This window comes from Salipiger thiooxidans (assembly GCF_900102075.1).
GTDB lineage: Bacteria > Pseudomonadota > Alphaproteobacteria > Rhodobacterales > Rhodobacteraceae > Salipiger > Salipiger thiooxidans.
Genome location: NZ_FNAV01000007.1, coordinates 139,462 through 153,941, shown reverse-complemented (window position 1 = coordinate 153,941; position 14,480 = coordinate 139,462). Strand labels below are relative to the sequence as shown.

Sequence of the window (14,480 nt, the reverse complement as noted above, 5' to 3'; positions counted from 1 at the left end):
CGATCAGTTGGACGCGGGCTCGAAGTTCAGGGCAGCGTCCACGAGATCGGCACCGACCTGATCCTTCCACTTGTCGATCACCGGGGCGACCGCCTCGCGGAACGGCGCGAGATCCGGGCGCGTCACTTCCATGCCCAGCTCCTGCAACTCGTCGATGTACTTCTCTTCCAGCGCCAGCGACGCCTCGCGCTGCACCGGCAGCGCCAGTTCGGCGGCCTCGAGCATGATGGCCTGGTCCGCTTCCGACAGCGATCCGAAGAGCTGCGCGCCGATCATCAGCGGCGCCGGCGAATAGACGTGCTGCGAGATGGTCAGGTAATCCTGCACCTCGTAGAAGCGGACGTCGTAGATCGTCGGGATCGGGTTCTCCTGGCTTTCCATCACGCCCTGCTGCAGCGCGGTGAAGACCTCGGTCCACGCCATGGGCGAGGCATTGGTGCCGAGCGCCGTCCAGGTGTCCACCTGCACCGAGCTTTCCTGCGTGCGGTGCTTGATGCCCTTCAGGTCGCCGATCTCGTTGATCGGACGCACCGAGTTGGTCTCGTGGCGGAAGCCGTTCTCCATCCAGGCCAGGATCTTCACGCCTGCCGCGGTCTCGATGGCGCTGGCGAGCTGGTCGCCGTACTCGCTGTCGAGAAACGCCTGGGCGTGGGTGTGATCGCTGAAGATGTAGGGCAGGTCGAACAGCAGGAACTCGGGCGTGAAGCCACCCATCGGGCCGGTCGATGTGATGCCCATGTCGATGAGCCCGAAGCCCATGCCCTCGACCACCTCACGCTCGGCGCCGAGCGCGTTGTCGTAATGCGGGCGGATGGTGAGACGGCCCTCGGACAGGCGTTCAAGCTCCTCGCCGAACTTGAGCACGCCCACCGCCTGGTGGGATTCCGCGCCCAGCGGCAGGCTGACGTCGAAGGTCCGGGTTTCCTGCGCCATAGCGGCGGTGCCCAGCAGCAGCGTGGCGGTGGCGGTCAGTACGAAATGTTTCATCAGCGAAGGCCTCCCAACCCTCTCTCCTCGGGATCAAAGTGTGATCTCACTTTACGGTATTGCGATTCACTCGGAATGGTCAATCAGAATATTTCTCTTGTTTTTATGCGGTTTTTGGCCACACTGAAGCACAGATATGAAAAACCGAGATCACAGTTAGACCGAAAACGCATGACGGAATCACTGGAACTGGATGGCTGGTCGCGGCTTGGTCCGCTGACCCTGCGCGAGGGAGAGACCGCGCAGGCGCAGATCTATGCCTGCCTGCGCGAAGCCTTGATTTCCGGCTATTTCCGTCCGGGCGAAGAGATCAGCCTGCGCCGCACCGCCTCGGTTCTCGGCACCAGCGTGACGCCGGTGCGCGAGGCGCTGCGGCAGCTCGAATCGGACGGCGGGCTCGAGGTCTGGGGCGGCAACCGCGTGCTGCGTGTGCCGGTCCTGACCAGCGCCGAGCTCGACGACATCCGCGACATCCGGCTCGAGCTCGAGGGCTTCGCCGCCACGCTGGCCATCGAAAAGGTGACCGCAGCGCAGATCCGGCTCATCGCCAACGCCTGCGCGGTGATGCGCCGCGCCGCCGAAGAGGGCAACGCAGACCGCTATCTCGAGAGCAACTGGCGCTTTCACAAGCTGATCTACCAGGCCGCCGGGCGACCGGTGCTGATGGGCGTGATCGAGGGCATGTGGCTGCGGGTCGGCCCGCTGATCCGCCATGCGGTGACCTCGCCCAACCATTTCGAGCGCTCGATGGAGAGCCACGACAAGGCCGAACAGGCGCTGCGCGACCGCGATGCCGGGGCGCTGCGCGACGCGATCCTCAAGGACATCTCGGATGCCGCGGCGGATCTCGGGACCACGTTGAAGAACTACGAGGAGCGCGGCGACTGAGCCGCCGCGCAAGGAGGAGACCCCAATGACCACACCCGTTGCCGTCATCGGCTGCGGCCTGATCGGCCGCGCCTGGACGATCGTCTTTGCCCGCGCCGGCTGCCCGGTGCGCCTGTGGGATGCCGCGCCCGAGGTGCTGGAGAGCATCCCGGGCAGGCTGCGGGCCATGTGCGACGAGGCAGGCGAGGACCCGGCGATCCTCGATCGTGTCACCACCCACGCCAGCATGGCCGAGGCGCTCGACGGCGCGCTCTGGGTGCAGGAAAACGGCCCCGAGAAGCTCGACATCAAGCGCGCGATCTACGCCGAGCTCGACCGGCTCGCATCGCCCGAGACCATCCTCGCCTCGTCGAGCTCGGCGCTGGTGTCCTCGCAGTTCGCCGAAGGGCTGGCCGGGCGCGGCCGCATCCTCGTGGCGCATCCGGTGAACCCGCCGCACGTCGTGCCGGTGGTCGAACTCTGCCCCTCGCCCGACACCACGCCCGAGACCATGGACCGGGCCGAGACGCTGATGCGCGAGGTGCGCCAGGTTCCCGTGCGGATGACCGCCGAGATCGACGGCTTCGTGCTCAACCGCCTGCAGGCCGTGCTTCTGGCCGAGAGCCTGCGGCTGGTGGAGAGCGGCATCGTCACCGCCGAGGGCGTGGACGACACGCTGCGTCACGGCCTCGCGCGGCGCTGGGTGCTGCTCGGCGCGCTCGAGACCATCAACCTCAACGCACCCGGCGGCGTGGCCGACTACCTCGACCGCTACGGCCCGACCATGGCACGGCTGTCGGACGGTGCCGCCCGCGGCGAGGCCTTCACACCCGGGGTCGCGGCCAAGCTTGCCGCCACCCTGCCCGCCCCGGCCCGCGTGGCCGAGCTTTCCGCGAAGCGCGACCGCGATCTGACGGCGCTTTCGAACTTCCTGAAAACCCTTTCCTGAAAGGACCCAGCCCATGGCCCCCAAACGCAAGGTCATCATCACCTGCGCCGTCACCGGCGCGATCCACACGCCCTCGATGTCGGAATACCTTCCCGTCACCGCCTCCGAGATCGCCGAGGCCGCCATCGGCGCCGCCGAAGCGGGCGCCGCGGTCGTGCACCTGCATGCGCGTGATCCGCAGGACGGCCGCCCCGACCAGACCCCCGAGGCCTTCGACCCGTTCCTCAAGGTGATCAAGCAGCGCTCGGGCTGCGTGGTGAACATCACCACCGGCGGCGCGCCCACCATGACGATCCAGGACCGCGTGCGCCCCGCTGCCACCTGGCAGCCCGAGCTGGCCTCGCTCAACATGGGCTCGATGAACTTCGGCCTGTTCCCGATGCTGGCCCGCTACGACGCCCAGCTCAAGCACCAGTGGGAGCGTGACTACCTCGGCAACAAGGGCATCCTGTTCCAAAACACCTTCGAGGACATCGAGCACATCCTCACCACGCTCTCCGCGAACGGCACCCGCTTCGAGTTCGAGTGCTACGACACGGCCCACCTCTACAACCTCAAGCATTTCTTCGATGCCGGTCTGGTGAAGGGTCCGCTGTTCATCCAGACCGTCTTCGGCCTGATGGGCGGCATCGGCGCGCATTACGACGACGTCATGCACATGAAGCGCACCGCCGACCGGCTGTTCGGCGACCAGTACCGCTGGTCCGTGCTTGGCGCAGGCAAGAACCAGCTCCCCATCGCGGCCATCGCGGCGGCGCTCGGCGGGCACGTCCGCGTGGGGCTAGAGGATTCGCTCTGGGCGGGCCCGGGCAAGCTGGCGCAGACCAACGCCGAGCAGGTGTTGGCGGCGCGTCAGATCATCGAGGGCCTGGGACTCGAGATCGCCACCCCCGACGAGGCCCGCGAGCTTCTCGCCCTCAAGGGCGCCGACGCCGTCGGTTTCTGAGCCGGCCCGGTCCGGAGGGATTCAGAGGGCGCCCCCGGGCGCTCTCTCTTGTCCGGCCGTTGCTTCGGTCCCTGCGCACATTCCCGACGCGGCGGCCCCCAAAGCCAGAGGGACCTGTCGCCCGTCGGGTCTGTGCCCCGCACATATCCCCTGCAACGACCCATGGCCGCGACGCAGGCGCCGCCCTCGATCAGAGGCCGAAACCAAGTGCCGCAGGGCGCGACACGTGCCCTGCCCCTGCCCCTACCCTTCGCTGGCGTCCGGAAACAGCCGCTCGCGCAGCCCGTCCAGCGTCAGCCGGTAATGCGCGGCCAGCAGCGTCACCGCCTCGTCGGCGTTCCGGTCGAGCGAGGCGTTCAGGATGGCCTCGTGCTCGGCCAGGGCATCGCCGCGTCGCAACATGTTGAATTTCACCGACAGGTTCCGGTAGCGGATCGAGCGCTCCATCATCTGGACGCAGAAGCCCAGCATCAGCTGCGATCCGCAGGCCGAGAGCAGCGCAAGGTGGAAATCGTGGTGCCGCGTTTCCCAGTCCGGGTTGAACCGCATCGCGCCGCCGCCGGTGTCGAGCACCCGCTCGGTCCGGGCAAGCCGGTGATACGAGAGGATCGCGGCGTCCTCCCAGTCCTGATCGCCGTGGGCGATGGATTCCCGCAAGGACAGCGTCTCGAGCCAGATCCGCGTCTTCACCAGCTCCTCGAGCTCGGCGAAGGACAGCGGCGACACGAAGAAGCCGCGCTGACTGCGGCGCTCGACCCAGCCCTCGGACGACAGCCGGTTCAGCGCCTCGCGCATCGGCGCGGTGCCGATGCCGTAGCGCTCGGAGATCGCCTCGAGCTGCAGCTTCTCACCGGGCTCGAGCGCCCCCAGCAGGATATCACTCTTCACGCAGTCATGGGCGCGATCGGACAGGATCGCACCCATTCTCGGATCGGACTTTGCCTTCACCATCACCCCATTCCGCTCGGCTTGTCGGACTTTCTCCAGAATACCAGCGTCCGTTCGAGCCACACGACCATAAGGAAGAGCGCCAGCCCGAGGAAGCTCAGGTAGATGATCAGCGAGAACACCCGCGGCGTGTTGAGCTGCGACGCCGACACGCGGATGAGCGCGCCGACCCCTTCGCCTCCGCCGAGGAATTCGCCGGTTATCGCCCCTGCCATGACGCCGACGGCGGCAATCTTCAAGCCCGTGAAGAAATAAGGCAGCCCGGTCGGCAGTTTCAGCCGCAGGAGCGTCTGCATCCGCGTCGCCCCGATCGACTTGAAGAGCATCCGCTCGTTCTCGGAAGCCGCGTAGAGCCCCGCGGCGGTGGAGACGACGATGGGGAAGGTCGCGATGAAGGTCGCCAGCGCCACCTTGGACGAGATGCCGAAGCCCAGCCACGCGATGAAGAGCGGCGCGAAGGCGACCTTGGGCATGGTGTCGATGGCCACGAGATAGGGCATCACGGCGCGCTCGCCGAACTTGGTCTCGCCCACGAGCACCCCCAGCGAGAAGCCGAGCGTCGTCGCCTGCGCGAAGGCATAAAGCACGGTGCGGCTGGTGGTCCACATGGCCTCGAGCACGTAGCCGCCCGTCACCATGTTCCTGCCCACGAAGACGATGTCGTCCCACGTCTCGCCGGGCCCCGGCAGGATGATCGGCGAGACCAGCCCCGTGGCGGTCAGCCCGAACCAGATGCCGAGGATAAGCACCATCAGCCCGGTCATGGCGAGCCAGCGCGGGATGCGGTCGATCAGCGGCTCCTGCTCGGTCCAGATCGTGTCGCCCTCGTAGGCCGGGTGCTCTGCCTTGGCGGCGGTGTAGCCCTGATCCGTCATGTGCCAAAGGCCTCCTGCCCGAGCTTCTCGCGAATGTAATGGACGATCTCGCCGAATTTCGGAGTGTTGATCATGTCGAGGTTGCGCGGCCGCGGCAGGTCGATGTCGACGATCTCGGCGACGTGGCCCGGGTTTGCCTGCATGATGTAGATCCGGTCGGCGAGGATGACCGCCTCGGGGATGGAATGGGTCACGAGGAAGGCCGTCGCGTGCCGTTCAAGGCAGATCCGCTGCAGCTCCATGTTCATGAAATCGCGGGTAAGCTCGTCCAGCGCCGAGAACGGCTCGTCGAGCAGCAGCACCTCGGGCTCGGAAATGAGCATCCGGCAGATCGACGCGCGCTGCGCCATGCCGCCCGAGAGCTCGCCGGGATAGACCTTTTCGGCGCGACCGATGCCCACCAGCTCGAGCAGGTCGCGCGCCCGGCCCGCCGCGGCCCGCGCCGCGCCCTTGCCGTCGCGGATCTCGATGGGCAGCAGGACGTTCTCGAGCGTGGTCTTCCACGGCAGCAGCGTCGCCTGCTGGAACATCATGCCGATGTCGCGGCGCGGACCAAGCACCGGCTTGCCGGCCAGCACCACCCGGCCCGAGCTGGGCGGCATCAGCCCCGCCATGATCTTCAGCAGGGTCGACTTCCCGCAGCCCGAGGACCCGATCACCGCGCCGAACTCGCCCTTGTTGAGCGTCAGGTTGACGCCCTGCAGCGCCCTGAACGCGCCGAAGGACTTGGACATGCGCTCGATCTGGTAGACCGGCCGTGTGACGGCCGGTCCCTCTCGTCTGCTGTCCATCTTCACGACCTGACTCATTCCGCGTTCCAGGCGTCGATCCAATCGTTGCTGTAGGCCGCCTTGAGATCCTCGAGCGGCGCCTCCAGATCGCCCGCCGCGAGAAGGCTCTTCTCCCAGGCTTCCCAGTGCTCGGGCGGCTGGAAGCCGTAGCCCTTCTCGATATAGGCGTCTGTGGGCGTCATGCGCTCGACCGCCGCGGCAAGGAGCGCCGATGCGAACGCGCGGTCCTCGCCCTCGCTCGGGTTGCCCGCCGCCATGTGGTCCAGCGCGGCGTCCTCGTTGGCGGGATCCGACACGAAGCGCATGCCGCGGACGAGCGCGCGGCCGAAGCCCTCGACGACCTCGGGGTTGGCATCGGCGTAATCGCGGAGCACCGCGTAGCCGTTGCCGAAGAAGGCGAGGTAATCGTCGGGCGTGATCTCGTTCAGCTCCATCCCCCGGTTGGCGAGGATGGCGGCGTCGCTGACAGCCCCGACATAGGCATCGACATCGCCGCGCATGAAGGCGACCGCCGCGGTGCCACCGTCCCCGACCGGCAGGAACTCGTAATCGGTGCCTTCCTTCATGTTCGCGTCGCTGAGGATGGCGCGGGCAAAGGAGACCTCGGCGCCATCGGCGGTGCCGACGCCGATGATCTCGCCCTTGAGCCCGGCAGGGTCGGTGTAGTCGGACTCCGCCTTCACCAGCAGGCCGAAGACGCTCTTCGGATAGAGGTTGTAGATGAACACCACGTCGAGCCCGCGCTCGCGGGCGTTCAGCACCGGCCCCGGCCCCGGCGCACCGATCTGGGCCTGACCCGCCGACATGGCCTGCAGGACCGAGGACGAGCCGTCCACCGCCTGCACCTCGAGGCTGAGGCCCTCCTCCCCGAAATAGCCCTCGCCGATGGCGGCCCACATGGGCGCCCAAGTGACAGCCGAGGGGTTCGGCACCGCAACCGTTATGCTGGTCTGCGCCGCGGCCGGGACCGCAAGACCCAGGACCATCGCCGACGCCGCCATGGCCCCCAGCGTTGTTCGGCGGGTAAATCGCTGATTTGTTTTCATGTTTCTTGTCTCCTCCCAAGTCATGGCCCGCGCCCTCCCGACGAAAGCCATGGGCAGAGTGTATGCGATTCTCGGTTTTTTGGTAGTTTTATATATTTTGTATGAACTGCAATCCGCCAGTATTTGGACCAATCTGTTGTTTTAAGTAAATTATCTTCGATATAGCCGGTTCATAAAAAATATATTAGCGTGAAGGCGACATCACCAGGGAGGTAGACATGTCCGAACTCGCCGTGGCGGCGCCCGAGAGGCCCGAACTCGAAATCGTTAGTTCCAAACAGAGTTTTCCGGTCCGGCGGATCTACTGCATCGGCAAGAACTACGTCGCGCACATCCAAGAGATGAATGCCGACGAGCGTGACCCCCCGGTGATCTTCATGAAGCCCGTGGACGCGGTGGTCCCGGGCGGGGGCGAGATCCCCTATCCGGTCTTCACCGAGAACTTCCACTACGAAGGCGAACTCGTCGTCGCGCTGAAATCCGGCGGCTACAACATCCCCGAGGACGAGGCCTATTCCCACATCTTCGGCTATGGCGTCGGTCTCGACATGACCCGGCGGGACCATCAGGTCGGCGTCATGGAAAAGGGCATGCCGTGGGAGATCACCAAGGCCTTCGACAAGTCCTGCCCGATCGGCCCGATCAGCAGTGTCGAGGACACCGGTCATATCGACCACCACGTCCTGAAGACCATCGTCAACGGCGAGACAAAGCAGGAAGCCAACGTCGACCTGATGATCTGGAAGACCAAGGAGATCATCTCGAAGATCTCCGAGCAGTACGAGCTGAAGGCCGGCGACATCATCATGACCGGAACCCCGGCCGGGGTCGGCGCGGTCAAGAGCGGCGACACGCTCGAGGTCACCTGTGACGGGCTCGAGCCGCTCAAGGTCACCATCGGCGCCCGCGCCGCATGACACCCCGGCCCGGCCAGACGGCGATGTCTGCTCTGGCCGGGCTCGGCACCGCCACGCTTGGCGAGGTGGCAGCGGTGCGCATCGTCCCGGGGGATCTGCGCGCCCTCGACCCGGCGCAGGAGTGCGTGGCGGGCGCAGCGCTCACGGTGCGCTGCACCCCGGGCGACAATCTCGCGCTCCATCTCTCACTGGCCCAGGCCCGACCCGGGGACATTCTCGTCGTCGGCTACGGCGGCGACCTGACCACCGGCCCGTTCGGCGAAATCATGGCAACCGCCGCCCGGGCGGCCGGGATCACGGGTCTCGTCATCGACGGCTGCGTCCGGGACAGCGCCCAGATCGTCGAGAGCCGCTTCCCGGTCTTCTGCCGGGGCACGGCCATCCCCGGCACGACGAAGTCCTGTCGCGGCGAGATCGGCACCGCCTGCACCATCGGCGAGGTCGAGATCCGGACCGGTGACCTCGTGATCGCGGACCGCGATGCCATCGTCATCCTCGACCCCGGGACCGTCGGCGATGCCCTCGCCAAGGGGGAGCGGCGCGCCGTCAGGGAGGCCGAGGTCATGGACCGCCTGCGCCAGGGAGAGACGACTTGCCAGATCTTCGGATTTGCCTGAGTCAGGACAACAGGGAGGAAGACCAATGACAGCCCGAGTTGGCATCATCGGAACCGGGCGGATGGGCACGGCCATCGCCAAGAGACTGATCGAGACCGGCCATGACGTGAGCGTCTGGAACCGAAGCCCCGGGAGGACCGCAGACGCCGAGGCCGCCGGAGCGCAGAACGCCGCATCTCTCGCGGATCTCGTCGCGGACTGCGGGACGCTGATCTCGTCGCTGACCGACGCCACCGCGGTCTCTGCCGCCCTCGACGAGGCCATCCGCCGCGGCCTCGACGGCAAGCTCTGGATCGAGATGAGCACCCTCACGCCCGACGACCAGCGGCGCTGCGCCGGGGCGGCGGAAGAGGCGGGGGCGCTCTACCTCGAATGCCCCGTGGGCGGCACCGTCGGCCCGGCCCTGAAAGGGGCGCTGCTCGGCATGGCCGGAGGCTCCGACGCCGCCTGGGCACGCGGCAAGCCCGTTCTGGAGAGCCTGTGCAAACGGGTCGATCACCTGGGCCCGGTCGGCGCGGGCTCGGCGATGAAGCTCGCGGTGAACCTGCCGCTGGCGCTCTACTGGGCGGGCATGGCCGAGGCGCTCGCGCTCCTGCAGGGCAGCGGCGTCGATGCGGCGCGCGCGGCGGATCTCATGGCGGACAGCTCCGCGGGACCGGCCGTGCTGAAGAACCGCCTGGAGGTCGTCAAGACCACGCTGCAGGGCGCCGACCAGCCCGGCACCTTCGACCTGAACGGCCTGCGCAAGGACCTCGGGCTTGCGCTCGCGTGGGCCCCGCACGCGGAGGGCCCGGCAGGGATGCCGCTCTCGGAGGCCACGGTGGCGCTCTACGACGCGGCGATCGCAGCGGGGCTGGGCGGCATGGACGGCTCCAGCCTGACGCGCTTCCTGCTCTCGGGGCACGAAGGTTGAACGCCCTCCTCGCAGATCCCGGAACCCTGACGCTCCTGTGCCTCGGGCTGATCGTCGCCGGAGCGCTGATCGGGCTTCTTGCCGGCCTCTTCGGCGTCGGCGGCGGCGCGATCAGCGTGCCGGTGTTCTACGAGACCTTCCTCTTCATGGACGCCCCCGCCGACATCGCCATGCCGCTCGCGGTGGGGACGTCGCTCGCGATGATCATACCGACCTCGATCCTCTCGGCGAGGACCCACGCCGAGAAAGGGGCGCTGGACATGCCGCACCTCCGGGCCTGGGCGCTGCCCGTCACCGCCGGCGTGCTGATCGGCAGCGCCGTTGCCCGATACGCCCCGGCTGAGGTGTTCCAGATCGTCTTCGCGGCGGTCGCGGGCTTCAACGCCTTCAAGATGCTCTTCGTCAAGAAGCCGTGGCTGATCCGAGACGGCCTGCCGGGCGAGCCCCTCCGAGGCCTCTACGGCGCCATCGTCGGGCTGCTCTCGGCGCTGATGGGCATCGGAGGCGGGGCGATCTCCAACCTGATCCTGACGCTGCACGGCTGGACCATGCACCGCGCCGTCGCGACCTCTGCCGGCGTCGGCCTTCTGATCGCGATCCCCGGCGCCATCGGCTACGTCATCGCGGGCTGGGGCAAGCCCGACCTGCCGCCCGACGCCGTGGGCTTCGTCTCGCTGGCGGCGCTGGTGCTCACGCTGCCGACCGCGCTCCTGACGACACGACGCGGCGCACGGCTGGCCCACGCCCTCTCGCGCGAGACGCTCACCCGCCTGTTCGGGCTGTTCCTGGCCATCGTCGCGATCCGCTTCGTGATCGCGTTGTTCTGAGGCGCAATCGACCGCTCATGCGGAACGAACGCGCCCTCGTCCGGTGACCCTTGGGGAAGATGACCCCCCGCACAACGCGCTTCAGGAACACGCCCACCGCCCATCGCCTCCGCATGAGCTAAGCTCACGCATGGCGGCGTTTTTGTCGTTTGTCGGCTTTCCTCCCCCTTTCTACGCTCCCTTCGACACCCGACCGCCCGGCCCGCCGGAGACGGGTCGGGGCTGGACCTCGCAGACCGGAAGGAGCCGCGGATCGTGCCGCAAGACATCCCCACCCCCAAGCCGATCCGCCTCGCCGTCGCGGGGCTCGGCGCCATTGGATTCGGCGTCGTCGCCGCGGTCCAGTCGGGCCGCCTTCCCGGCTTCGAAATCGGGGCCGTGTCGGCCCGCGACCGTGACGCCGCGCGGGAGCGCCTTGCAGAAATCGCACCGGACGTCCCGGTGGTCGCTGTCGGAGAACTCGAGCCCTATGCCGATCTCGTGGTCGAATGCGCGCCCGCCGCGCTCTTCCCCGAGATCGTCGGTCCCTTCGTTCGCGCCGGCAAGAAAGCGGTGGTGCTGTCGGTCGGGGCCATCCTGAGCTCCGAGCATCTCGTGAAGCTCGCGGCCGAGAACGGCGGGCAGATCATCGCCCCCTCCGGCGCGCTGCTGGCGCTCGATGCGGTCACCGCCGCGGCCGAGGGCAGCATCGAGTCGGTCCGGATGATCACCCGCAAGCCCGTCACCGGATTGCTGGGCGCGCCCTACCTCGACGAGCACGGCATCGACATCGCCAGCGCCACCGCGCCGATCCGTGTTTTCAGCGGCAGCGCCCGCGAGGCCGCGCGGGGCTTTCCCGCAAACCTCAACGTCGGCGCCGCGCTGGCGCTTTCGGGCATCGGCCCGGACCGCACCACCATCGAGATCTGGGCCGATCCGGCCCTCACCCGCAATACCCACGCCATCGAGGTGGTGGCCGACAGCGCCAGCTTCTCCATGTCGATCGAGAACGTGCCCAGCGAAAACCCCAAGACCGGCCGCATCACCGCGCTGTCGGTGATCGCCACGCTGCGCAAGATGACCGCCCCGCTGCGCATGGGCACCTGACGCCCGGCGGGCAACACGATCAGGGACAACAAGCAAAGACTTGAGACCAACAGGGACCCCCAGACCATGACCCATTTCTCCCCCCTCTTCCCCGGAACCACCGCCCTTGCCGGGCTCCTTGCCCTCGGCGCATCGCCGCTGGCAGCGCAATCCGTCTCGATGACCGTCGAGGCAAGCGCCATCCCCGCCTTCGTCGCCGCCGACCGCGGCTTTTTCGGCGCGCTCGAGGTCGAGGTCTCGAAGGTGGGCTATGACCAGGTGCAGGCGCTTCTGGTCGCCGGCGACACCGACATTGCCTGGATGTCGCCGATCGAGACCGTGCAGTTCGTCACCGAGGGCTCGGACTTCCGCTACTTCTCGACCGCCGGTGCGCAGAACATGTACAACGGCATCGTGGTGCGCGCCGAGGAGGCGGACCAATATCCCGACGTGCTGAGCCTCGAGGGCAAGCAGCTCGGCATCCCGGGCTTTGGCACCGGCACCTGGGCCAGCTTCCGCGCCTTTACCCGCGCCTTCTACGACATCGAGGACCCGACCGAGTATTTCGACGTGGTGACCGCCTCCTCCGGCGCGCTTCTGGCGCTGGTCGAACAGGGCCGCGTCGATGCGGCACTGCTGTTCTCGGGATCGTCGGCGGCCGCCCGCGCCCTTCCCGAGTTCAGGACGGTGTTCTCGTTCACCGAGGCCATGGAAGCCGCGACCGGCCAGCCGCTGGTGATCAATGGCGCCGTGGCAACCGGCACCTGGCTCGACGAGAACCCCGAGACCGCCGCCGCCGTCGTCGCCGGTCTCGACGAGGCCACGGCCTGGATCGAGGCCAACCCCTCGGCCTTCGCGTCGGGCGGCGAGTACGAGCAGCTTGCACAGGACGCGGGCTGGCTCGCCGGTCCCGAGACCGTGGACTCGGTGCTGAGCCTGATCGAGGAAGGCAAGTGGTACCTCAGCTCAGAGGACTACACGCAGGAGTGGATCGGTGCGATCATGACCCTGCTCGCCGACGGCCAGTTCGTCGAGGAACTGCCCGAGCAGGACGCCGCCTTCCTCGCGCCCGGCACGCTGACGGCGTCCGAGTGAGGCGGGCCGGACCAAGCGGGCACGCGACATGACCGACCTCACGCGTTCCCGGAGACTGATGCTCAATGCCGCGCCCGTCGTGGTGGGCATCGGTCTGTGGTGGACGATCACGACCTTCGTGCTCGTCCAGCCCCGGCTGTTCCCGCCACCCCAGGACGTGCTGGCCGAACTGCTGCGCATCCTGTCGAACGACGGCCCGCTCGGCCCGACCTATGCCCATGCCGGTGCCACCCTCCTGCGGCTTCTGACCGCCTGGTCCATCGCCTTCGTCATCGGCACGCTGCTCGGCGTGCTGGCCGGGCGCAGGCGGCTGGTCTTCGACTTCATGGCCAACCCGGTGTGGATCGCCATGTCCGTTCCCTCGGTGGTCTGGGTCTTCATCCTGCTGGTGCTCTTCGGCATCGAGAACATCGTGCCGGTCTCGGCGCTCGTGCTGCTGCTCACCGCGCCGGTCTTCCTCGGCACCGCCGAGGGCGTGCGGGCGATCTCGAAGGACCTGCTCGAGATGTGCGACAGCTACCACGTCCGGGGCTGGCAGCGCCTGACCGGGTTCTACCTGCCCTCCATCGCCTCCTACATGGTGGCCAACGCCCGCGTCTCGTTCGCCTATGGCATCCGCATCGTGCTGATCGCCGAGGTGATCGGCCTGCCGAACGGCGTCGGGATCCTCGTGGCCTACTGGTCGGACACTCTGTTCATGGCCCCCATCGTGGCGTGGGGCATCCTGCTCACCGCCGTCGGCATGGCGGTCGACCTGCTGGTCTTCGGCCCGCTCCAGCGCCGGATCCGACAGGAAAGCGAGCTCTCCCGATGAGCCCGCGCAACGCAAGGTATCGCTGAATGATCCCCAAGGTATCCCTCGACAACATCGACCTGTCCTTCCCCGACGCCAGCCGCCCCGACGGGCGCAAGGTGATCTACGAGGACTTCTCGCTGCAGATCGAGAAGGGCAGCTTCACCGTCCTGCTCGGCCCCTCCGGCTGCGGCAAGTCCACCCTGCTCAACATCATCAACGGTCTGCTCAAGCCCAACACCGCCAGGGGCATCGTCATCGACGGCACCGACCTGCGCTCCGAGCCGGACCTGTCGCGGCAGATGGCCTACGTGTTCCAGGGCCCGCGGCTGCTGCGCTGGAAGACGCTGGCCGAGAACGCCGAGTTCGGCCTGCGCGGTCTGGGTGTCCAGCCCCGGGAAAAGTGGCGCGACCTCATCGACAAGTACTTCCGCGCCGTGGGACTTGGCGATGCGCAGCACCTCTACCCGCATCAGGTTTCGGGCGGGATGCGCCAGCGCGCCTCCATCGTGCGGGCCTGGGTGAACGAGCCGCAGATCCTGCTGATGGACGAGCCCTTCAGCCACCTCGACGAGATCACCGCCGCCGAGATGCGCCGGATCCTCACCAACCTCTGGACCTCCGAGGAAGAGCGCCGGACCATCGTCTTCGTCACGCATGACATCTCGGAGGCGGCGCAGCTTGCCACCGACATCATCATGCTGACCCCGGCGCCGTCCAAGATCTGCCTGCGCCGCAAGGTCGACCTGCCGTGGCCGCGCCGGATGGACAGCGACGAGGTGATCGCTGTCGAAAAGGAACTCCGCCACGCCTTCGCCGAACGCGCCGGCATCGGGTTCTGAAG

At 67.6% G+C, this 14,480-nt stretch carries 16 protein-coding genes; 11 read left to right on the top strand and 5 right to left on the bottom strand.

All coding sequences use genetic code 11. The features are described from left to right. Positions 1-3 precede the first annotated feature (3 nt). Complete coding sequence (locus BLQ77_RS12230) at positions 4-987, bottom strand: TRAP transporter substrate-binding protein (protein ID WP_008888085.1); 984 nt, start codon at positions 985-987, stop codon at positions 4-6. Between the two features lie 171 nt (positions 988-1,158). On the opposite strand from BLQ77_RS12230, the gene BLQ77_RS12225 reads away from it, so the two are divergent. From BLQ77_RS12225 to kce, 3 genes are read left to right on the top strand one after another with little or no spacing between them, the layout of a single operon-like run. Continuing rightward, positions 1,159-1,875 (top strand): GntR family transcriptional regulator, encoded by a 717-nt coding sequence (locus tag BLQ77_RS12225; RefSeq protein WP_008888188.1) that lies wholly within the window; start codon positions 1,159-1,161, stop codon positions 1,873-1,875. A 25-nt stretch (positions 1,876-1,900) separates the two neighbouring features. After that, positions 1,901-2,803, top strand: coding sequence for a 3-hydroxyacyl-CoA dehydrogenase NAD-binding domain-containing protein (locus BLQ77_RS12220; protein ID WP_089959449.1), 903 nt, complete (start codon positions 1,901-1,903; stop codon positions 2,801-2,803). Between the two features lie 13 nt (positions 2,804-2,816). Then, complete coding sequence (kce, locus tag BLQ77_RS12215; protein ID WP_008888062.1) at positions 2,817-3,749, top strand: 3,5-dioxohexanoate:acetyl-CoA acetone transferase; 933 nt, start codon at positions 2,817-2,819, stop codon at positions 3,747-3,749. Between the two features lie 243 nt (positions 3,750-3,992). Here kce and BLQ77_RS12210 read toward each other — a convergent pair whose 3' ends face one another. The 4 genes from BLQ77_RS12210 to BLQ77_RS12195 are packed head-to-tail and all read right to left on the bottom strand — an operon-like array spanning position 3,993 to position 7,409. After that, a complete protein-coding gene (locus tag BLQ77_RS12210) occupies positions 3,993-4,700 on the bottom strand; it encodes a GntR family transcriptional regulator (protein WP_089959444.1) in 708 nt (235 codons plus the stop codon). Beyond that, on the bottom strand, positions 4,700-5,572 hold the full coding sequence (locus tag BLQ77_RS12205) for an ABC transporter permease (protein WP_089959440.1): 873 nt from the start codon (positions 5,570-5,572) through the stop codon (positions 4,700-4,702). The genes BLQ77_RS12210 and BLQ77_RS12205 overlap by 1 nt, the downstream gene beginning before the upstream one ends. Further along, positions 5,569-6,381 (bottom strand): ABC transporter ATP-binding protein, encoded by an 813-nt coding sequence (locus tag BLQ77_RS12200; RefSeq protein ID WP_040385031.1) that lies wholly within the window; start codon positions 6,379-6,381, stop codon positions 5,569-5,571. The genes BLQ77_RS12205 and BLQ77_RS12200 overlap by 4 nt, the downstream gene beginning before the upstream one ends. Then, positions 6,378-7,409, bottom strand: coding sequence for an ABC transporter substrate-binding protein (locus tag BLQ77_RS12195; protein ID WP_008888263.1), 1,032 nt, complete (start codon positions 7,407-7,409; stop codon positions 6,378-6,380). Before BLQ77_RS12195 ends, BLQ77_RS12200 begins: the two co-directional genes overlap by 4 nt. Positions 7,410-7,627: 218 nt before the next feature. On the opposite strand from BLQ77_RS12195, the gene BLQ77_RS12190 reads away from it, so the two are divergent. The 8 genes from BLQ77_RS12190 to BLQ77_RS12155 all read left to right on the top strand — a co-directional run bounded on the left by BLQ77_RS12190 (position 7,628) and on the right by BLQ77_RS12155 (position 14,478). Continuing rightward, positions 7,628-8,326: a fumarylacetoacetate hydrolase family protein gene (locus tag BLQ77_RS12190; RefSeq protein ID WP_089959436.1), complete on the top strand. Its 699-nt coding sequence runs from the start codon at positions 7,628-7,630 to the stop codon at positions 8,324-8,326. Continuing rightward, the gene (locus BLQ77_RS12185; protein ID WP_242661701.1) at positions 8,323-8,943 is read left to right on the top strand and encodes an RraA family protein; all 621 of its coding nucleotides are present in this window, start codon (positions 8,323-8,325) and stop codon (positions 8,941-8,943) included. Before BLQ77_RS12190 ends, BLQ77_RS12185 begins: the two co-directional genes overlap by 4 nt. Further along, the gene (locus BLQ77_RS12180; protein WP_278184695.1) at positions 8,843-9,856 is read left to right on the top strand and encodes an NAD(P)-dependent oxidoreductase; all 1,014 of its coding nucleotides are present in this window, start codon (positions 8,843-8,845) and stop codon (positions 9,854-9,856) included. The genes BLQ77_RS12185 and BLQ77_RS12180 overlap by 101 nt, the downstream gene beginning before the upstream one ends. Beyond that, a complete protein-coding gene (locus tag BLQ77_RS12175; RefSeq protein ID WP_089959425.1) occupies positions 9,853-10,683 on the top strand; it encodes a sulfite exporter TauE/SafE family protein in 831 nt (276 codons plus the stop codon). Before BLQ77_RS12180 ends, BLQ77_RS12175 begins: the two co-directional genes overlap by 4 nt. A gap of 255 nt (positions 10,684-10,938) precedes the next feature. Beyond that, positions 10,939-11,769 (top strand): aspartate dehydrogenase, encoded by an 831-nt coding sequence (locus BLQ77_RS12170; RefSeq protein WP_008888032.1) that lies wholly within the window; start codon positions 10,939-10,941, stop codon positions 11,767-11,769. A 66-nt stretch (positions 11,770-11,835) separates the two neighbouring features. After that, the gene (locus tag BLQ77_RS12165; protein WP_089959422.1) at positions 11,836-12,843 is read left to right on the top strand and encodes an ABC transporter substrate-binding protein; all 1,008 of its coding nucleotides are present in this window, start codon (positions 11,836-11,838) and stop codon (positions 12,841-12,843) included. Between the two features lie 28 nt (positions 12,844-12,871). Then, positions 12,872-13,657 (top strand): ABC transporter permease, encoded by a 786-nt coding sequence (locus BLQ77_RS12160; protein ID WP_089959420.1) that lies wholly within the window; start codon positions 12,872-12,874, stop codon positions 13,655-13,657. 26 nt (positions 13,658-13,683) lie between these two features. Continuing rightward, entirely contained in the window at positions 13,684-14,478 is a 795-nt protein-coding gene (locus BLQ77_RS12155; protein WP_089959417.1) for an ABC transporter ATP-binding protein, read from the top strand. Positions 14,479-14,480: the final 2 nt, after the last annotated feature.